Annotated in this window: 18 protein-coding genes; 13 read left to right on the forward strand and 5 right to left on the reverse strand. The window is 51.6% G+C overall.

The genetic code is table 11. The features are described 5' to 3' along the window. Positions 1 to 8: 8 nt before the first annotated feature. The 5 genes from TW77_RS00770 (at position 9) to ruvX (ending at position 3,422) form a co-directional block, all read left to right on the forward strand. Positions 9 to 491, forward strand: coding sequence for a hypothetical protein (locus tag TW77_RS00770; RefSeq protein WP_046003052.1), 483 nt, complete (start codon positions 9 to 11; stop codon positions 489 to 491). A 63-nt stretch (positions 492 to 554) separates the two neighbouring features. Beyond that, the gene (gene rsmE, locus TW77_RS00775; RefSeq protein ID WP_046003053.1) at positions 555 to 1,289 is read left to right on the forward strand and encodes a 16S rRNA (uracil(1498)-N(3))-methyltransferase; all 735 of its coding nucleotides are present in this window, start codon (positions 555 to 557) and stop codon (positions 1,287 to 1,289) included. 75 nt (positions 1,290 to 1,364) lie between these two features. Next, positions 1,365 to 2,324, forward strand: coding sequence for a glutathione synthase (gene gshB / locus TW77_RS00780; protein ID WP_046003054.1), 960 nt, complete (start codon positions 1,365 to 1,367; stop codon positions 2,322 to 2,324). Between the two features lie 18 nt (positions 2,325 to 2,342). Further along, positions 2,343 to 2,900: a YqgE/AlgH family protein gene (locus TW77_RS00785; protein WP_046003055.1), complete on the forward strand. Its 558-nt coding sequence runs from the start codon at positions 2,343 to 2,345 to the stop codon at positions 2,898 to 2,900. Positions 2,901 to 2,975: 75 nt separating this feature from the next. Continuing rightward, a complete protein-coding gene (gene ruvX / locus TW77_RS00790; RefSeq protein WP_046003056.1) occupies positions 2,976 to 3,422 on the forward strand; it encodes a Holliday junction resolvase RuvX in 447 nt (148 codons plus the stop codon). Here the strand turns inward: ruvX and TW77_RS00795 are convergent. From TW77_RS00795 to TW77_RS00805, 3 genes are read right to left on the reverse strand one after another with little or no spacing between them, the layout of a single operon-like run. Next, on the reverse strand, positions 3,385 to 4,317 hold the full coding sequence (locus TW77_RS00795; protein ID WP_240479438.1) for a hypothetical protein: 933 nt from the start codon (positions 4,315 to 4,317) through the stop codon (positions 3,385 to 3,387). The two genes, ruvX and TW77_RS00795, sit on opposite strands and share 38 nt — an antisense overlap. Continuing rightward, complete coding sequence (locus tag TW77_RS00800) at positions 4,301 to 5,425, reverse strand: PilT/PilU family type 4a pilus ATPase (protein WP_046003057.1); 1,125 nt, start codon at positions 5,423 to 5,425, stop codon at positions 4,301 to 4,303. Before TW77_RS00800 ends, TW77_RS00795 begins: the two co-directional genes overlap by 17 nt. Positions 5,426 to 5,440: 15 nt before the next feature. Then, positions 5,441 to 6,487, reverse strand: a complete 1,047-nt coding sequence (locus tag TW77_RS00805) for a type IV pilus twitching motility protein PilT (protein WP_046003058.1) — start codon at positions 6,485 to 6,487, stop codon at positions 5,441 to 5,443. A gap of 29 nt (positions 6,488 to 6,516) precedes the next feature. On the opposite strand from TW77_RS00805, the gene TW77_RS00810 reads away from it, so the two are divergent. The 7 genes from TW77_RS00810 (at position 6,517) to TW77_RS00840 (ending at position 12,746) form a co-directional block, all read left to right on the forward strand. After that, positions 6,517 to 7,200: a YggS family pyridoxal phosphate-dependent enzyme gene (locus TW77_RS00810; protein WP_046003059.1), complete on the forward strand. Its 684-nt coding sequence runs from the start codon at positions 6,517 to 6,519 to the stop codon at positions 7,198 to 7,200. 15 nt (positions 7,201 to 7,215) lie between these two features. Continuing rightward, positions 7,216 to 8,037 (forward strand): pyrroline-5-carboxylate reductase, encoded by an 822-nt coding sequence (gene proC, locus TW77_RS00815; protein ID WP_046003060.1) that lies wholly within the window; start codon positions 7,216 to 7,218, stop codon positions 8,035 to 8,037. A gap of 10 nt (positions 8,038 to 8,047) precedes the next feature. Beyond that, positions 8,048 to 8,581, forward strand: a complete 534-nt coding sequence (locus TW77_RS00820) for a YggT family protein (RefSeq protein ID WP_046003061.1) — start codon at positions 8,048 to 8,050, stop codon at positions 8,579 to 8,581. An 18-nt stretch (positions 8,582 to 8,599) separates the two neighbouring features. After that, a complete protein-coding gene (locus TW77_RS00825; protein ID WP_046003062.1) occupies positions 8,600 to 9,046 on the forward strand; it encodes a DUF4426 domain-containing protein in 447 nt (148 codons plus the stop codon). A 1-nt stretch (position 9,047) separates the two neighbouring features. Continuing rightward, positions 9,048 to 9,641 (forward strand): RdgB/HAM1 family non-canonical purine NTP pyrophosphatase, encoded by a 594-nt coding sequence (gene rdgB / locus TW77_RS00830; protein WP_046003063.1) that lies wholly within the window; start codon positions 9,048 to 9,050, stop codon positions 9,639 to 9,641. Then, positions 9,638 to 10,774, forward strand: coding sequence for a radical SAM family heme chaperone HemW (gene hemW / locus TW77_RS00835; RefSeq protein ID WP_046003064.1), 1,137 nt, complete (start codon positions 9,638 to 9,640; stop codon positions 10,772 to 10,774). Before rdgB ends, hemW begins: the two co-directional genes overlap by 4 nt. A gap of 133 nt (positions 10,775 to 10,907) precedes the next feature. Next, positions 10,908 to 12,746: a DUF885 domain-containing protein gene (locus TW77_RS00840; protein WP_046003065.1), complete on the forward strand. Its 1,839-nt coding sequence runs from the start codon at positions 10,908 to 10,910 to the stop codon at positions 12,744 to 12,746. A 16-nt stretch (positions 12,747 to 12,762) separates the two neighbouring features. On the opposite strand, the gene TW77_RS00845 is transcribed toward TW77_RS00840, so the two are convergent. Further along, a complete protein-coding gene (locus TW77_RS00845) occupies positions 12,763 to 14,574 on the reverse strand; it encodes a sensor histidine kinase (protein WP_046003066.1) in 1,812 nt (603 codons plus the stop codon). Positions 14,575 to 14,811: 237 nt separating this feature from the next. Between TW77_RS00845 and TW77_RS00850 the strand changes: the two genes are divergently transcribed. Continuing rightward, positions 14,812 to 15,933: a TRAP transporter substrate-binding protein gene (locus TW77_RS00850; protein ID WP_052712980.1), complete on the forward strand. Its 1,122-nt coding sequence runs from the start codon at positions 14,812 to 14,814 to the stop codon at positions 15,931 to 15,933. 3 nt (positions 15,934 to 15,936) lie between these two features. Here the strand turns inward: TW77_RS00850 and TW77_RS00855 are convergent, their stop codons facing one another. Continuing rightward, positions 15,937 to 19,086, reverse strand: a complete 3,150-nt coding sequence (locus TW77_RS00855; protein WP_046003067.1) for an efflux RND transporter permease subunit — start codon at positions 19,084 to 19,086, stop codon at positions 15,937 to 15,939. Between the last annotated feature and the right edge of the window lie 2 nt (positions 19,087 to 19,088).

Here is a 19,088-nt window from a genome sequence, read left to right on the forward strand (position 1 = left end):
GTCTGTTAGTGCGTTTAAACCTAGAAAACTTTTTGCTGGTCGACAGCAACTGGGAGTTCAGCAGAGAGTTCGCTGCGCACCTCAAGGCGCAACGCCCTGATGTGCCCAGTGAGTTATTAATAGCCGGTGACAACACCAAGCAGATGCTGAAAATGATGTTTCAGGAGCAGGTTAAAGACTACTGTTACTGCGATTTTGCCAATGAAATCAGCGTCTCGGAGCTGGCTTCCTACCTGCATGAACATCACAAAGTGAAAGGCGTGCTGATTTACGCGCTCGACTATCATCTGGCCGACGAAGCTCAGCGGTTTATTTTTAACTCGCTGCACCGCCAGCGTATCACCGTTGAACAAAGTGAGCGGGGATACGTCTATCATCCGCTACGAGATCCCTTTAACAACAACCACCTGACCTGCCACTCTACCGTCTCTGCAACCACGCAAGATTCTGTCCTCGACTTCGCCCAACATCACACCGACAAAGCCGAATAGGTGCTGGACTCGCTGTACATAAGCCCTTACCATTACGGCTATTTAACAGCGGAATAGTCCACCATGCGCATACCTCATATTTACCAGCCTTCTGACCTTGTTATTGGCGACGCTATCGACCTTGGCGATGATGCTGCCGGCCATGTTGCCCGTGTGCTGCGTATGGGTGAAGGAGATAAGCTCAGCCTGTTTAATGGCCAGGGCGGCGAGTATCTGGCCACCATCAGTGCCGTCAGTAAAAAGAAAGTTCAGGTCATCCCTGAGCAGTTTATTGATAAACAGGTTGAATCGCCGCTGTCCATTCACCTTGGTCAGGGGATCTCGCGAGGCGACAAGATGGACTTTACCATTCAAAAGTCCGTAGAGCTTGGGATCACTGAGATCACGCCGCTATTCACCACTCGCTGTGGCGTTAAGCTCAGTGGTGAGCGACTGGCAAAAAAACATCAGCAATGGCAAAAAATCGCCATTGCGGCCGCTGAGCAGTCTGGCCGCAACACCATTACGACTATCCACCCGCCGATTTCACTCGATGAGTGGCTGGTGCAAAGCAGTGAAGCACTTAAGCTGACTCTGCACCCCAGAGCAGAGCACTCAATTAAAACCCTGCCAAAGCCTGAGCACGGCGTACGTTTCCTGGTGGGCCCTGAAGGGGGGTTTACCGATGAAGAAATGGCCGCCACCAAACAGCAGGGGTTTGTTGATATTCGCCTCGGCCCGCGCGTATTACGCACAGAAACCGCTGCCCTGACCGTACTCAGTGCATTGCAGCTTGAGTTTGGCGATCTGGCCCTTTAAAAAGCCAGTTTCGCCCTTATATCCTAAGCAGACACTTAGCAGTTGAATTGATTCACTTTACATAAGGTTACCCCAATGGCAGCGAAACTCGGGATCATCTCAGATCCAATCAGTGGCTTTAATATCAAAAAAGATACTGGCTTCGCCATGATGCTGGCAGCGCAGGCACGTGGTTATGAGCTTTACTACATGGAAATGCAGGACTTGTATTTATACCAAGGTGAAGCCCGGGCCACCGCCGCCAAGGCAACCGTGTTTGACGATGAAAATCACTGGTATGAGCTGGCCGACAAAGACGACATTGCACTGAGCGAGCTGGATGTGATCCTGATGCGCAAAGATCCGCCGTTTGATACTGAGTACATTTACGCGACTTACATTCTGGAGCGCGCTGAGCAAGCCGGCACTTTGGTGATCAACAAGCCGCAAAGCTTACGTGATGCCAACGAAAAACTGTTTACGGCCTGGTTTAGCGAGCACACGCCGGATACCTTAGTGACGCGCTCAAGTGCGCAGATCCGTGAGTTTCTGGCCAAGCATGGCGACATCATCCTCAAGCCGCTGGACGGTATGGGTGGCGCCTCGATTTTCCGGGTGACTCAGGACGACCCTAATATTGGCGTGATCTGCGAAACCCTCACCGAACATGGCAGCCGCTTTGCCATGGCACAAAACTACGTGCCTGCCATTAAAGACGGCGACAAGCGCGTACTGGTGGTCGATGGCGAGGTTATGCCTTACTGTCTGGCACGCATTCCACAAGGGGGCGAAACACGCGGTAACCTGGCCGCAGGTGGCCGTGGTGAAGCGCGCCCAATCAGCGACAGTGACCGTAAAATTGCCGAAGCTGTTGCGCCGGTTTTAAAAGAAAAAGGGCTGATCTTTGTGGGCCTGGACATCATAGGAGACAAGCTCACCGAGATTAATGTCACAGCACCAACCTGTGTGAAAGAAATCGAAGCGGCCTATGATATTTCGATTATGGACAAGTTTTTTGATGCCATTGCGGCAAAACTCGACCATACTAAAGAGTAACTAAAAGGGGGTCTCGCTATGCAATCACTCGCCAATCATTTTTTGGTCGCCATGCCAAATTTGCAAGATCCCTTCTTTAAGCACACAGTCACCTACATTTGTGAGCATAACGAAGAAGGCGCAATGGGCCTGGTCGTCAATCATCCCATTAACGTTACTGTGGGTGAGCTGCTCGACCAGATAGAAATAGACAACGATAAATCCAGCACGGCTGCCAGCCAGTCAGTGTTTGCCGGCGGGCCCGTTCATACCGACCGCGGCTTTGTCTTGCACACGCCCAAACCCGGCTACGCATCCAGCCGCGAGCTCAGCTCAGACATTATGATCACCACCTCAAAAGATGTACTGGCGTCACTGACCTCACACAATTGTCCGGACGCCTTTATCATTACGTTAGGTTATTCCGGGTGGGAGCAGGGGCAGCTGGAAAAAGAGATCCTGGAAAACTCCTGGCTGATCATTGAAGCCGATCCGGCCATTATTTTTAATACGCCACCAGAAAAACGCTGGGAAAAAGCGGTAGAAATGCTTGGTATAGACGCAGGACAACTAAGCACCGAGGCGGGCCACGCCTGAGCCAACCAACCCCATTAACAGCGCGTCGCCACGACACATGTTGGTGGCCGCCTGTATTCTAACGAGAAACACAGCATGAGTAATAACGAAAAAGCAGCCCCAGGCCAGCGTACGGTCATTGGCTTTGATTTTGGCACCCGCAGCATTGGCCTGGCCGTAGGACAGGAAATGACTGGCACAGCCAGCAGTCTGGGCGCAGTCAAAGCCCGCGACGGTATCCCCGACTGGCAGGATATCGCCCCCTATATCGAACAGTGGCAACCTGATCTGCTGGTTGTTGGCCTGCCACTGAACATGGACGGTACAAATCAGGACCTGACCTTTCGCGCCAGAAAGTTTGCCAACCGGCTACACAACCAATTCAGATTACCAGTCGAAACTCAGGATGAACGCCTCACCACAGCAGATGCCAAAGCCCGCTTGTTTGAGCAAGGCGGCTATCGCTCTTTGGCCAAAGATAAGGTCGATGGCATGTCAGCCATTATTATTCTGGAGAGTTTTTTTGAGGCGCAATGGGGTTAAGCACCCGGTAGCGTTTCAGATCGGGGATAAATCCGGCCTGCTCATAGGCGAGGCGGATCGTCCCCCGCGCCCTGAGCTGCTTTAAGCCACTTTGCAATGCCTTAAATGCCCTTTCTCCATCCGGATGCAGGCGCGACACCACAAAGTGGCGGCTGCCATCAAACTGCACCACTAAATTCGGGTGCGCGACCAGCACAATCTCATCCAGCCTGAATTCGTTATTCAGACTCGGCATGAGCGGCATCAGCATAAAGTCGACCCACTGGCGATTGACCATTTGCGCCTGCGACGCCCAGACCGGTTCATTCATCACATGTTTGAGACCCAGACTAGCCAGGGTTTGCCAGTCCGTGCGCCAGCGACTGGTAGAGACAGCGCTCAGCTCGCGTAACTCACTGAGCCCGGTGATGCGTGCAACCGCCAGATTATCCGGGGCATAGAATATGCCGGCAAAATACTCGCCACGGCGGATCACCGCATCACTGATAAACAGTTTATCTGCCTTGGCTTTGGCATCTGCATACCAGTAACTGTCGAAACTTAATAACAGTTTACCCTGCTCGAGCAAGTTCGAATGACGAAAATTGATATTACCAGGCCGGTAGGTAAAGGATTTTCTGAAGCCTCCCAGCGCCAGCGCTTGCTGCACCAGCACCATATCAACCACATCTCTGCGCACATAATCGCCCGAGAACTGAGTGACTTCGAGTGGCTCACGACCATTCAAAAAACGCAGATAGTCGGCATAAACATCATCGCGGATATACATATCCACCACATCATGGCCGACCGATTGCTCAGCAGCAGCCTCCGCCGCCAGCGCAGCGGGGCTTGCCACCAGGCAGCACAGGCACAATAGCGCCCGGTGCAGAGCCCGATTAACGCTTTTTATCATCCAGGCCGTCAACGGTCACCCCTTGCAAAAAGCCTGCGCCTTTTTGCTCGTTATTCTGCAGTTTGATCATCAAACGCAGATCGTTTGGAGAGTCAGCGTGATGCAGCGCATCGGCATAGTTGATCCTTTGCTGTTTATACAAATCAAACAACGCCTGATCAAAGGTTTGCATGCCCATTTCTTTCGACTTAGACATAGTTTCTTTAATCGAGCCGATGTCGCCTTTTTTAATCAGCTCCGCCACCATTGGAGAATTCAGCATCACCTCAATGGCCGCCACACGCCCTTCCCCTTTGGCCGAGGGTACCAGTTGCTGCGCCACAATGGCTCTGAGGTTGAGCGCCAAGTCGTATTTCAGCTTATCGTGCTTTTCTTTCGGCACCAGGTGCATAATCCGGTCTATGGCCTGGTTGGCATTGTTGGCGTGCAAAGTTGCCACACACAGGTGGCCGGTTTCGGCAAAGCTCAGTGCATATTCCATGGTTTCGCGCGAGCGAATTTCACCGATCAGGATCACATCCGGTGCCTGGCGCAGCGAGCTTTTCAGCGCCGACTCAAAGCTTTCCGTATCCAGCCCGACTTCTCGCTGAGTGATAATACTCTTGCGATGCTGATGCACAAATTCAATCGGATCTTCTATGGTCAGAATATGGCCACGCTGATTGCGATTACGATAACCCAGTAACGCCGCCAGTGACGTTGACTTACCCGTGCCCGTACCACCGACGAATAACACCAGACCACGCTTAGACATGATCACGTCGGTCAGCACAGAGGGCAGGCCCAGGTCAGTGACTTCCGGGATATCCGTCACGATACGACGGATCACCATGCCCGCACAGTCTCGCTGCCAGAACGCCGATACCCGGAAGCGACCAATCTCGTTCGCCACCGCAAAGTTACATTCTTTCTCACCATGAAACTGCTGTTTTTGTTTCTCACTCATGGCCGACTCGACCATGGCCAGTGATGCCTCAGCATCCAGCACCTCATCGTCCAGCGCCCGCAGCTCACCATCAATTTTGGCACTGACGGGCAAACCGGCAGACACAAACAAGTCCGATGCGCCTTTGTCTTTCATCGTTTGCAGGTAGTGTACAAGTTCCATCATGCGCTCCCGGACTTAATATGAGGTGCCAAACTGGTTCTTATCATGGGCTTTCGCCTGTGCATCCTGGTTGGTGATCAAACCGCGGTTAACCAGGTTAGTGAGGCACTGATCCATGGTCTGCATACCATGCATTGCACCGGTCTGAATCGACGAGTACATTTGCGCGATTTTATCTTCGCGAATGAGGTTACGGATGGCCGGGATCCCCATCATGATCTCATGGGCTGCCACCCGGCCGCCACCGACTTTTTTCACCAGAGTTTGTGAAATAACCGCCTGCAGAGACTCAGACAACATAGAGCGCACCATGTCTTTTTCCTCACCCGGGAAAACGTCAATAATACGGTCGATGGTCTTAGGCGCTGAGGTGGTGTGCAGTGTGCCAAACACCAAATGACCGGTTTCGGCTGCGGTCATGGCCAGGCGAATGGTTTCCAGATCGCGCAACTCACCGACCAGGATCACGTCGGGATCTTCACGCAGAGCACTGCGCAGCGCGGCGTTAAAGCTATGGGTATCGCGATGTACTTCACGCTGATTGATCAGGCTCAACTTGTTATCGTGGACAAATTCGATGGGATCTTCGATGGTCAGAATATGGTGGTGCTTATTACTGTTAATGTAATCCACCATGGCCGCCAGGGTGGTGGATTTACCCGACCCGGTTGGGCCTGTCACCAGCACTAAGCCACGCGGGCAATCGGAGATTTTGCGGAAAATCTCCGGTGCGCCCAAGTCTTCCAACGTCAGCACTGAGCTGGGGATGGTTCGAAACACCGCCGCAGGACCGCGACTGGCATTGAACGCATTAACACGAAAACGGGCCAGGTTTGGTACTTCAAAAGAAAAATCTACCTCAAGATTTTGCTCATAGTCCTTGCGCTGGTTATCATTCATAATATCGTAAACGAGGCTGTTAACGTCCTTCGCTTCCAGTGCAGGAATGTTTACCCGGCGCACATCGCCATCAACGCGGATCATCGGCGAAACGCCCGATGAAAGGTGTAAATCCGATGCTTTGTGTTGCACACTAAAGGCCAATAATTCAGTAATATCCATCTCAGACTCCACAACGAGCAAATAATAATATGGTTACAATAGCAGAACGGCTGAACAACGCCTATGATCGCATTGCAAAAGCACAGCAAAAGTATGCCACCGAGCAGGAGGTTGCATTGCTGGCGGTGTCTAAAACCAAACCTGTCGAACTCATCGAACAAGCTTATGCTGCGGGTCAGCGGTTATTTGGTGAGTCTTATGTTCAGGAAGCGGTCGACAAGGTCCGCCACTTTAACCAGCAAAAAGACATTGAATGGCATTTCATCGGCCCCATTCAGTCGAATAAATCACGTCAGATTGCCGAGCATTTTTCCTGGGTACAAAGCGTCGACCGCCTGAAAATTGCACGCCGCTTGAATGAGCAAAGGCCCAATAACCTGATGCCGCTCAAGGTCCTGATCCAGGTCAATATCAGTGATGACGAGCAAAAGTCTGGCTGCGCCCTGAGTGAACTGGACGAACTGGCCGCTTATATCGATGATGCGCGCCAATTGGAGCTACGAGGACTGATGACAATCACCGCACAAACCGATGATCCACACCAGCAGCTGGAATATTTTCGCCAAATGAAGGCTTGCTTTGATAGACTAAAGGCTCAATATCAACAGCTGGATACCTTGTCGATGGGTATGAGTGGCGATCTGGAAATGGCCATTCAGGGTGGTGCAACCATGGTACGCATCGGCACGGACATTTTTGGCAAACGACAATAAGGTGACACAATCCCAATGGCTAATAAAACGATTGCATTTATCGGCACAGGTAATATGAGCTATGCCATCATCGGCGGCATGATCAAAAACGGATTTGCCCCGCAAAGTATCATTGCAACCAATCGCAACGCTGAAAAGCTGGCTAAGGCTCACGCCGACTTCGGGGTCCTTACCGAGCAGGATAACCTCAAAGCGGTGCAACAAGCCGATGTCATCGTACTGTCTGTTAAACCACAGATGATGGCCGAGTTGTGCCAGACCTTTGTCGATGCTGGGCTGGATATCAGCGATAAGCTGTTTGTGTCTGTTGCCGCAGGTATCACAGTAAAACGCTTACGCGAGATGCTAGCACAGGATGTCAAACTGGTACGTTGTATGCCCAACACACCGTCATTGCTTGGACGTGGTGTGTCTGGCTTGTTTGCCGCAGACATCAGTGAAGAAGAAAAGGCTTATATTGAACAGGTCTTTTCATCAACCGGCATCGCCATCTGGCTGGACGAAGAGTCACAAATTAACGATGTTATTGCCGTCACGGGCTCCTCGCCAGCGTATTTTTTCTTATTTATGGAAGCGATTGAAGAAAAAGCCGTTGCACTGGGCTTTTCACCTGAGCAGGCCCGTGCGCTGGTACAACAAACCGCGCTTGGTGCCGCTGAAATGGCGCTGTCTCAGCAGGATATCAGCATTGCACAGTTGCGTGCCAACGTCACCTCTAAAGGCGGCACGACCCACGCAGCCGTTGAACATTTAAAAGCCAACCAGTTACCACAAACCGTGGCTGATGCCATGGATGCCTGCATTGCCCGGGCACAGGAAATGGAACAACAAATCTAGAGGACACACAATGAACGCCATGCAATTTTTGGTAGGGATTATTTTTGACCTGTTTTTAATGGTCGTACTATTGCGCTTTTGGCTACAGCTGGTCAAAGCAGACTTTTATAACCCGCTGAGCCAGGCCGTGATCAAAGCGACTTCTTTCGCGGTGAACCCACTGCGTAAAATCATTCCGGGCTTTGGCGGGTTTGACTTGGCGTCGCTGGTATTAGCGCTGCTGGTCGGCTTTGCCAAAATGTCGGTACTGATGCTGATGTTTGGCGGCTACTGGGATGCCATGGGTGCGGCCATTTCTGGTGCCCTGACTGTGGTCAAAGAAGCCTTTTCGCTGGTGTTCTGGATCCTGATTATCCGTGCCATTTTGAGCTGGGTCGCGCAGGGTTATAACCCCATCGCTGCAGTCTTTGATCAGCTTACTGAACCTATGCTGCGCCCTATTCGTAAAATTATTCCACCGCTGGGCGGGCTGGATCTGTCGATCCTAGTCGTGCTGATCGGCATGCAGTTTTTGCAGATCCTGGTGATGGACCTGCTACGTTAAGTCTTTGGAGTAGTCATAATGAAAACGTTATTCTCACTGATGTCTTTGCTGGCGGTGCTGATGTTCACTCAGCCTGCACATGCCAATAATCCGCAGGGTGGTCAGTATAAGCAACTGGGCGACTGGCAGGTGCATTACATCGCCTTTCCGTCGACCTTTATTCAACCCAACATTGCCAGCGCCTATGGTTTAACGCGCAGCAATAGCAAAGCCATCATCAATATTTCTGTGCTGGCAGACGATGCCAGCAACACCGCACAGCGCGCAACATTAAGCGGACATGCGCGCAGCCTTATCGGCACCAAAACCAACTTAACGTTTAAAGAAGTGGTTGAGGGTGACGCGGTGTATTACCTGGCGCAAATGGACGTAGATCATGAAGACACCTACCGTTTCGAAGTGACCATCCGCCAGGGTAATACCCGACACGTGCTTAAATTTCAGCAAAAATTTTATGTAGATTAATATGACCAGACAAATTGTTCTTGCCACCGGCAACCAGGGCAAAGTGGCCGAACTTGGCAGTATGCTTAAAGACCTGAATATCGAAGTCCTGCCACAAAGCCAGTTTAATGTTGGTGAAGTGGCTGAAACAGGCACTACTTTTGTAGAAAACGCCATTATCAAGGCGCGCCACGCGGCGAAAATCACAGGTTTACCGGCGATTGCGGACGACTCAGGCCTGGAGGTTGACGCGCTTAAGGGCGCACCGGGCGTCTACTCTGCCCGTTTTGCCGGTGCAGATGCCAGCGATCAGGATAATATCGACAAACTGCTTGATGCGATGACTGGTGAAACGCAGCGCACGGCACGTTTTTGGTGCGTTTTGGTTTATATGCGCCACGCCGACGACCCTACTCCTGTTATTTGTCAGGCCAGCTGGGAAGGACGTATTACCGAAGATCAACAAGGCTTGCAGGGCTTTGGTTATGACCCGGTATTCTGGGTTGAAAGCGACCAGTGCACTTCAGCACAACTGAGCAAAGCGCAGAAAAATGCCCTCAGCCATCGTGGTCAGGCATTACAGCAACTGCTGGCACATTTTAAAGGCCAGCTGTGAAACTCCCTCCATTAAGTTTGTACATTCACGTCCCCTGGTGCGTGCAAAAATGCCCTTACTGCGACTTTAACAGTCATGGTCAAAAGGGCGAGATCCCCGAGCAGGAATACATTCAGCACCTGCTCGCAGACTTGCGCGCAGATTTGCACCTGGTACAGGGTCGTAAACTGCATAGTATTTTTATTGGTGGCGGCACGCCCAGCTTGCTCAGTGGCGCGGCTTACACGCAACTGCTGGGCGAAATTGAAACCCTGGTTGGCTTTGCTGAAGACATAGAAATCACCCTGGAAGCCAATCCGGGGACCGTGGAAACCGATCGGTTTAAGCACTATGTCGCAGCGGGGATCAACCGGATTTCCATCGGCGTGCAGAGTCTACAGGCAGATAAACTTAAGGCTCTGGGGCGCATTCATGGTGAGCAAGAAGCCCGCCATGCAGCTCAGGAAGCCCATGACGCAGGTCTTAATAGCTTTAACATGGACCTGATGCACGGGCTGCCAGACCAATCCGTTGCAGACGCACTGAGCGACCTGCAACAGGTGATTGATCTCAATCCGCCGCATCTGTCCTGGTATCAGCTCACCATTGAGCCAAACACCCAGTTTGCCTCTAAGCCTCCAACACTGCCTCAGGACGAAATCTTGTGGGACATTCAGGAGCAAGGCCAGGCACTGCTTGCCAAACACGGTTATCAGCAATATGAAATCTCAGGTTATGCCAAAACAGACTATCAGTGCCGACACAACCTGAATTACTGGCAGTTCGGCGATTACCTGGGCATTGGCTGTGGCGCACATGGCAAAATAACCCAACCAGACAGCAATCAGATCCTGCGTACCGTTAAGGTCAAACACCCGCGTGGTTATATGGATCTGACTAAATCGTACTTATACGACAGCTGGCAGGTAGCGCCGTCGGATCGTCCGTTTGAGTTCTTTATGAACTGCTTTCGATTGCACACGCCGTGCAAAAAGCAGGACTTTTGTGATTATACCGGCTTGTCGCTGAATGATATTGAGCCTGCCATTAACCAGGCGATTGCAAAAAAGCTCCTGACAGATCAGGGCGATTCATGGTTGGTAACAATTAAGGGCCACAGATATCTCAATGACCTGCTAGAATTGTTCGTTTGATACCTGCTCATAAGTTAAGATGGTGCAGGAAAACTCCCCGGCAGATGCAAAATCGTCTGCCAGGAGACTATTTTTGTTGGTGGCATTGCACTAGCACCCAAATCCAAGTGGAACACAATAAAAAAGGTAACCCATGCGTAAAATGACACTCCTTGCCGCAGCCGTGGCAGCAGCGCTCCTCTCAGGTTGTCAGCAAACAGCAGAACAACCAAACAACACCGCCAAGACGGCGACAACACAACAAGTGGTACAAAGCGAAGTTGAAAAGGCCAACGCCTTTTTTGATGAAGTCTTTATGCGAGGTGTGATGCGCAGCCCGGTATATCAGACTTACCTTGGCATTAAACAAGACTACGACAAATGGGATGACCAGTCGGAAGCACGCGCCATTGAAGATCTTGAACTGGCTAAAAAAGACCTGGTTGCCCTGCAAGCCATTGATCGCAGCAAACTGGATGCACAGACCCAGGTCAGCTACGACTTGTTTAAGCAAGGCATAGAAAATGAAATTGCCGACTTCCAGTGGCGTTTCCACAACTACCCGGTTAACCAGATGTACGGTACGCACTCTATGGTCCCGGCATTTTTGATCAACCAGCACCAAATCACCGACGTTAAAGACGCCAAAGCGTATATTTCACGTCTCAATGGTGTGCCTGCGGTATTCGATCAGCTGGTAAAAGACCTGGAGATCCGTGCTGACAAAGGCATCATTGCGCCTAAATTTGTCTTCCCTCACGTGATTGAGTCAAGCAAGAATATCATTAAAGGTGCTCCATTCGTTGAAGGTGAAGATTCTACCTTAATGGCTGACTTTAAGCGTAAAGTCGAGAAGCTGGATATTGCAGACAACGAAAAACAAGCACTGATCGGTGAAGCCACTGACGCCCTTAAAACTGCGGTTAAGCCAGCCTACAGCATGCTGATCGGCTACCTTCAGCAGCTTGAAAAGCGTGCCGATACCCGCGATGGTGCCTGGAAGTTCCCTGACGGTGAGAAATACTTCAATAATGCCCTGGCTCGCACTACCACCACAGACTTAACAGCTGCCGAGATCCATAAAATTGGCTTGTCTGAAGTAGCGCGTATTCACGACGAAATGCGTGAAATCAAAGAAAAAGTCGGCTTTAAGGGCGACCTAAAAGCCTTTATGGAGTTTATGCGCACCGACGAGCAGTTCTATCTGCCTAACACCGAAGCAGGTAAGGCTAAGTACCTGGCAGATGCAACGGCCATGATAGACAACCTTAAAGGCCGCCTTGATGAGCTGTTTATCGTCAAGCCAAAGGCTGACATGATAGTTAAACGCGTAGAAGCCTTCCGTGAAAAATCAGCGGGTAAAGCTTTCTATCAACAGCCTGCGCCGGATGGCTCGCGCCCTGGCATCTACTATGCCAACCTCTATGACATGGAAGCCATGCCAACCTATCAAATGGAAGCGCTGGCTTACCACGAAGGTATTCCTGGCCACCACATGCAAATCGCCATTGCGATGGAATTAGAAAACATGCCTAAGTTCCGTAAGTTTGGTCGCTATACCGCTTACACCGAGGGCTGGGGACTGTACTCTGAGCTGGTACCAAAAGAAATGGGCCTGTACGAAGACCCGTATTCTGACTTTGGCCGCCTGGCGATGGAACTGTGGCGTGCTTGTCGCCTGGTCGTCGATACCGGTATCCATGCCATGAAGTGGACGCGTCAGGAAGGCATTGATTACTATGTAAACAATACGCCAAACGCTAAGTCCGATGCTGTGAAAATGGTAGAGCGTCACATTGTTATCCCATCTCAGGCAACGGCTTATAAGATTGGTATGCTGGAAATTCTTAAGTTGCGTGAAGATGCGAAGAAAGAGCTGGGCGATAAGTTCGATATCCGCCAGTTCCACGACGTAGTGCTGAAGAATGGTCCTGTACCACTTAATGTACTGGAACAGTTCGTGAACGAGTGGGTTGCCAGCAAAAAAGCTTAACCCACCGTCCGTAACTTTACTCTGGTGATACTGTCTTAAACGGCGTGTTCGCCAGAATAATGTGCAAGCAAGCCCCGCCATGTGCGGGGCTTTGTATTTTAATTTCCCCACCTAATTTTTGCGTCACCAGGTTGTAAATAATGCTGAGACCCAACCCGGTGCCACCTGAGTGCCGTTTTGACGTCACAAAAGGCTCAAAGATCACTGGCAACAACTCCTTGTCGATACCCTGTCCGTCGTCTTTAAAATAAAAGTGCACATAGTCGTTCACAATGTGCGCCGATACTACTATGGTCAGTGGTCTGTCTGGGTGCTTGCCATGCAATATACTGTTATTCAGGCTGTAACCGATGATCTGGTTAAACACATTCGGGTAGCTGCTGAGGATCAGGTTGTCCGGGATTTCTATCTCTATTGTGTATTCTTGTTCAGGCAAATCACTGCGGTAACAGTCAAACACCCCTTCCACCAGGGTTTTTAGATCAAACTCCATTTCAGTGTCGTAGTGTTGCTGTGCCGATACCTTTTTAAAGTCATCGATGAGCGAGGCTGTACGATGCAAATTGTTTTCGAGCAAAAATAGCGCCGATTCAGCTTCGCCGATAAGATTGGTCAGGGTGGTTTTTTTCAGCTGGCCACTGTCTAAATCACGGCGCATGTTTTCGACCTGGGCTTTAAGGTGCGACTGGCTGGTAATGGCAATGCCCAATGGGGTATTCAGTTCATGGGCAAAGCCGCTGACCATATTACTCAGACTGGCCATTTTGGCTTCTTCAATCAGTCGCTGCTGGGCCGCGCTAAGGCGGGCCATCAGGGTCTCAATAAAATCCAGCAGCTCATCCAGATGATGACCGATCTGCGCAATTTCATCTTCACTGTGCAGGTTAACCCGTAAGGAAAAGTCTTCATGCTTGGCCACTCTGACCAGCACCCGACCAATGCTCATCACCTGATCAGACACCCGGCTGTTGAGATAATATAAAAGCAGCAAGCTAAAACCGCTGCTTAGCACTATGGATAACAAACTGATCAGGATCAGCTGTTGCTGCTCTTCCTGGTAAGCACTAAACAGCTGTTTGGCCACTATGGTAAAGTGGCCGCGGATCGCCAGCTTTAACTCTCCGAGCTCACCACGTACGCCCTGAGTGTGGTCCAGCCCCTGCTTTTTCAGTACATTGGTATATACGATAAAACCGTTCTGATACTGCTCCAGCGTTAATAAAAAGGACTCAGCACGCTCAGGGAACTTCTCCCGGATGCGATTTTTGGCCTGTAAAATCAAATCCCCATGCTGGTTGAGGTAGCTGTTGTCGAGTCTGAGCAAAAAGTCTTTTTCCCGCCGCCGCAACTCCAGCAGCAGGATCTCCAATTGCGGATCTTTTGCCGCCTTAGCCAGAGCCTGCAGGGCATGGGCTTTGTTGCGAAACTCGCCATACACGCCATCGTCTTTGTCATAGCCCAACAAGGCCTGCATGGAAGCCAGTTGCTCATACAACCCGGCAAAGCGGTTAACCTGCTCGTCGAGTTTAAACAACAGCGCCAGATGCTGATGATCCGATACCAACAGCGCGGCCAGCTCATTAAAGCTGTCGCGATAGGCGTAGCGGTATTCATCAATCGACAGGAGCGAGGCTTTTTGCCTTTCAATCACAAAGCGTTCTTCCTGGTCCAGCAAGCGCTGGATCTGGGTTTGTAGTTTAAATAAATGATCGTTAAGCTGCTTGCTGTGGTCCAGCTCCCGATAAAGGAACCAGCTCACTGTCGCTATGATCACCGCCGCCCCGACTGCGGCCACTTTAAATAACAAAAGTGACTGTTTTAACTGCACAAATATGTTCCTGACTTGCCCCACTCTCCCTAAGCTTAGACAACATAATCGCGTTCGGCGAGCCTCTGCCCTGACTTTGCTTTGTTTGTCCCGTTGTGCATATTGCTGCATTCATGGTGAGCCCTGGTAAACGGATATCCACGCCCGTTTTCCATTTAATCCAATGCAGTCTAGACTTTAACACTATGACTTGTTTAAACCTGATGCGATTGGGTTGCAGTTACTTTGAGTGAGGGCATGAGCAGCTTAAGTAAACCCCTGAGTCCATCCTCTGCTGGTCGGCGTGCATTTTTACGTCAAAGTGCGGTCCTGCTGCCCCTGCTCGGAGTTGGCTTACCCGCTCTTTCTGCACAACAGCAAACCTGCACTGGTGCCCGGCATCGCCTGATCTTCGCCTCTCCCTATGACAGCGACATGTGGCTTTCTTCGCCTCACATGCATCAGCAGTTGAAACACAATATTGAGGACTTTTCAAATGGCAAGATCTGTGTAGAGATCCGCGATAAAGGCCTGCAAGGCGTTGGCCATGAGCTGGCTGTCCAGGTGTCCCGAGGCGCGATTCAGGGCGCACTGCTGAGTGTGTCTAACCTGTCACCTATCGTACCCAAACTGGATATACTCAATATCCCCTTTTGGGCTGCCCAGTCTCAGCCCTATCTGAATCTCATCACGTCAAAGTTATGGCAGCAGCAGATCACCGATCAGATCCGTGCTCAGAGCGAGATTGCAATCTTGCTCTATCATCTGCCCGGCGCCAGAACCCTGACCTCCACACGCCAGTACGGCAAACTGCTGAAAACGCCCAGTGATATCATTGATGTGATCTTTCGTGTGCCCGCCAGTCAGGTACTCAGACAGTTTTATCAACTCTGTGGCACCACGCCCGTCCAGGTAGCCTGGAAAAAAGCAGCCACGCTGGCCGCTAACCGACGCTTTGATGCGCTGGACCCGTCCGTCACCGGCTTGTATAACGGCCCGAACGGGCTCAATCGCCACATAGGAGCCGTCTCTTTGATTAATTCGGTGCAGGATGGCTGGGTATCGGTTATTAATCAGCAGTGGCTCAATTCGTTGCCACGAAAACTGCGCATTGCCGTCTGGGAAGGCGCCGAGAAAACCTTTATTCAGCATCTGTCGATGGCTCGTCGCGCTGCACTTTATTGTCAACGTGGCCTGCTCAGAAATGGCGCCACCATTTATTACCCGAGTGCCGATGAGATGGCCGCCTGGCAGGAAATTGGCGGTTATCAGCGCCGTGAATGGCACGCCACTAAGGTGGCGCTGTTGGGAAAAGTCAGTGCCTTTGATGAGTTTCTGGCCGCCACTCAAGTCAATAATGGCCTGACTTTTCCAACCTAGCTGTTAAAGGGTCTGCTGTATTTGCGCGTTAAAGCGTTGCAGCGCGGGCTTTTTCATCAGGCTATAACACACCGGCAATACCAATAGCGCTAATACCAGTGCGCTGAGCATACCACCCACCATAGGCGCGGCAATCCGGCTCATGATTTCAGAGCCCGTGCCTGTGCCATACAAAATGGGCAGCAAGCCAATGATGATAGTCGCGACGGTCATCATCACCGGCCGCACTCGCAGTGCGGCACCATGTAGCAAAGCATCGATATATTGCGATTCGCTTACCGCCACCCGCCGTGCTTTGGCCTCGCTTTGCAAATCTTTAAACGCCTGCTCCAGATACACCAGCATGAGTACGCCAATCTCAACCGCTACACCGGCCAGCGCAATAAAGCCAACCCCCACCGCGACAGAGAAGTTAAAGCCTTGCAAATACATCAACCACAGACCGCCCACGGTGGCCATAGGCAGAGTCAGCAGGATCAACGCCACTTCACCAAACCGGCGGAAGTTAAGGTATAACAGCAACATGATGATTGCCAAAGTCAGCGGTAGTACATAACTGAGCTTTTCCTGGGCACGGAGCATATATTCATATTGACCCGCCCAGTTTAATGAGTACCCGGCGGGTAATTCCAGCTCTTTGGCGACCACACTGCGCGCCTGCTCAACATAACTGCCCAGGTCTACACCGTCTATGTCGACAAAGGTCCAGCCATTGATGCGGGCGTTCTCACTTTTGATCCCCGGCGCACCACTTTCCACGTACACATCGGCCACATCCCCAAGTGCAATACGCTGACCGGTAGGCGTCACGATTGGCAACCGTGCCAGCTGCTCGGGCGAGCTACGATAATCCTGCGGATAACGTAAATTTACCGGGTAGCGCTCCTGCCCTTCTACGGTTTGAGTGACATTCATACCGCCAATGGCGGTGGCCACCACCTGCTGTACATCAGCAATGTTCAGCCCAAAGCGACTGGCCTGCTCACGGCGAATATCCACCTTAATATAACGTCCGCCCGCAACCCGCTCGGAATACACAGACGCCGTGCCTGGTACCTTGCTGAGAGTGGTTTCAAGGCGCTGGCCGAGCGATTCAATAACGGCCAAGTCCGGGCCTGCAATCTTAACCCCCACCGGTGTTTTGATCCCCGTCGCGAGCATATCGATACGGGTTTTTATGGGCATTACCCAGGCATTACTGACACCCGGTAACTTCACCAAACGGTCCAGTTCGGCTTTAAGTTTGTCTGTGGTCATTCCCTCACGCCATTCACTACGTGGCTTAAGCTGAATAAAGGTTTCAATCATGGTCAGCGGGGCGGGATCGGTGGCCGATTCGGCACGTCCGACTTTACCAAACACATTCTCTACCTCGGGCACGGTGGCAATCAGTTTGTCGGTTTGCTGCAACAGTTCACGCGCTTTACCGATGGAAATCCCCGGATAAGTGGTGGGCATATACATCAGGTCGCCTTCATCCAGTGGCGGAATAAACTCGCTGCCGATTTTATTGAGCGGATAAAAGCCCACCACAGTCAGAGCGACCGCTGCCAGCAGTGTAGTTTTGGGGAAACGCATCACCTGTCGCAGCAGCGGCATATAAGCGGCTATAAGCAGCCGGTTGAGCGGGTTTTTGCGCTCCGGCGTGACTTTCCCCCGGATGAAATAACCCATCAGCACTGGGACCAGGGTAATTGCCAGTCCGGCAGCTGCCGCCATGGCATAGGTTTTAGTGTATGCCAGCGGCGCAAACATGCGCCCTTCCTGTGCTTCGAGAATAAACACCGGCAGGAATGACACTGTGATGATCAGTAAGCTAAAGAACAGGGCTGGTCCCACTTCCGTGGCGGCTTTTGCCACAACCTGCCAGCGATTGTCATCGGTCAGCGGGGTCTTTTCCATGTGCTTGTGGAGGTTTTCTATCATCACGATTGCCCCATCGGTCATCGCACCTATGGCGATGGCAATTCCGCCAAGCGACATGATATTGGCGTTGATCCCCTGAAAATACATGACAATAAAGGCCACCAGGATCCCCAGCGGCAAAGTGATCACCGCCACCAGCGAGGAGCGTAAATGGAACAGGAAGGCGGCACAGATCACGGCCACCACCAAAAGCTCTTCAAGCAGCTTTTGCCACAGGTTATCAACCGCCCGCTCGATCAGCTGGCTGCGGTCATACACAGTGACCACCTCAACCCCTTCGGGTAAGGACGCCTTCAACTCATCCAGCCTAGCTTTCACACCGGCAATGGTCTGCTGCGCATTTTCACCAAAGCGCATGACCACCACGCCGCCAACCACTTCACCTTCGCCGTTAAGCTCGGCAATGCCACGTCGCATTTGCGGGCCTATGGTTATTTGCGCGACATCACCTAAGGTCAGTGCGGTGCCCTGTGCATTGAGGCCCAGTGGGATCTGCGCAATGTCGGTGACCGAACGAATATAGCCTGTGGCCGTCACCATATATTCGGCTTCTGCCATCTCGATGACTGAGGCGCCGGTTTCCTGGTTCCCCCGTTGCAGCGCCTGCTGAATATGGCTCAGGGGCAGGTTATAGGCGCGCAGTTTATCGGGATCAACCTGCACCTGATATTGCTTAACCATACCACCTACAGAAGCCACTTCGGAGACCCCGGGCACCGTCTGTAACTCGTATTTTAAGAACCAATCCTGAAGACTACGTAACTGGCTGATGTCATGCTTACCCGAGCGATCCGTCAGGGCATAAATGTACACCCAGCCCACCCCGGTGGCGTCAGGCCCAAGTTGTGGCTTGGCAGTCGGTGGCAGTAAGTTGGCCGCCTGGCTGAGATACTCCAGTACCCGGCTGCGCGCCCAATAGAGATCCGTGTCGTCATCAAAGATCACATACACATAGGAATCGCCATAGAAGGAGTAACCCCGCACTGTGGTTGCCCCTGGGACCGACAACATAGCGGTAGTCAGAGGAAAGGTGACCTGATCCTGGACCACCTGTGGCGACTGGCCCGGATAACTGGTTTTTACTATGACCTGCACATCCGATAAATCCGGAATGGCATCGACCGGGGTTTGCTTCAGTGCAAACAGGCCGCCTGCCACCAGCATCAGCGTGCTCAGCAGGACCAGTACGCGATTGTGCAAAGACCAGGTTATGATTGCTGCTATCATGA

This window comes from Pseudoalteromonas rubra, from assembly GCF_000967655.1.
In the GTDB taxonomy this organism is placed as follows: Bacteria; Pseudomonadota; Gammaproteobacteria; order Enterobacterales; family Alteromonadaceae; genus Pseudoalteromonas; species Pseudoalteromonas rubra_A.

What these genes read in the sequence shown, in the direction of transcription:
- rsmE (WP_046003053.1), top strand. Translation starts at nt 555, where the DNA reads ATGCGCATACCTCATATTTACCAGCCTTCTGACCTTGTTATTGGCGAC.
- gshB (WP_046003054.1), top strand. Translation starts at nt 1,365, where the DNA reads ATGGCAGCGAAACTCGGGATCATCTCAGATCCAATCAGTGGCTTTAAT.
- TW77_RS00785 (WP_046003055.1), top strand. Translation starts at nt 2,343, where the DNA reads ATGCAATCACTCGCCAATCATTTTTTGGTCGCCATGCCAAATTTGCAA.
- ruvX (WP_046003056.1), top strand. Translation starts at nt 2,976, where the DNA reads ATGAGTAATAACGAAAAAGCAGCCCCAGGCCAGCGTACGGTCATTGGC.
- TW77_RS00795 (WP_240479438.1), bottom strand. Translation starts at nt 4,317, where the DNA reads ATGATAAAAAGCGTTAATCGGGCTCTGCACCGGGCGCTATTGTGCCTG.
- TW77_RS00800 (WP_046003057.1), bottom strand. Translation starts at nt 5,425, where the DNA reads ATGGAACTTGTACACTACCTGCAAACGATGAAAGACAAAGGCGCATCG.
- TW77_RS00805 (WP_046003058.1), bottom strand. Translation starts at nt 6,487, where the DNA reads ATGGATATTACTGAATTATTGGCCTTTAGTGTGCAACACAAAGCATCG.
- TW77_RS00810 (WP_046003059.1), top strand. Translation starts at nt 6,517, where the DNA reads ATGGTTACAATAGCAGAACGGCTGAACAACGCCTATGATCGCATTGCA.
- proC (WP_046003060.1), top strand. Translation starts at nt 7,216, where the DNA reads ATGGCTAATAAAACGATTGCATTTATCGGCACAGGTAATATGAGCTAT.
- TW77_RS00820 (WP_046003061.1), top strand. Translation starts at nt 8,048, where the DNA reads ATGAACGCCATGCAATTTTTGGTAGGGATTATTTTTGACCTGTTTTTA.
- TW77_RS00825 (WP_046003062.1), top strand. Translation starts at nt 8,600, where the DNA reads ATGAAAACGTTATTCTCACTGATGTCTTTGCTGGCGGTGCTGATGTTC.
- rdgB (WP_046003063.1), top strand. Translation starts at nt 9,048, where the DNA reads ATGACCAGACAAATTGTTCTTGCCACCGGCAACCAGGGCAAAGTGGCC.
- TW77_RS00840 (WP_046003065.1), top strand. Translation starts at nt 10,908, where the DNA reads ATGCGTAAAATGACACTCCTTGCCGCAGCCGTGGCAGCAGCGCTCCTC.
- TW77_RS00850 (WP_052712980.1), top strand. Translation starts at nt 14,812, where the DNA reads ATGAGCAGCTTAAGTAAACCCCTGAGTCCATCCTCTGCTGGTCGGCGT.
- TW77_RS00855 (WP_046003067.1), bottom strand. Translation starts at nt 19,086, where the DNA reads ATGATAGCAGCAATCATAACCTGGTCTTTGCACAATCGCGTACTGGTC.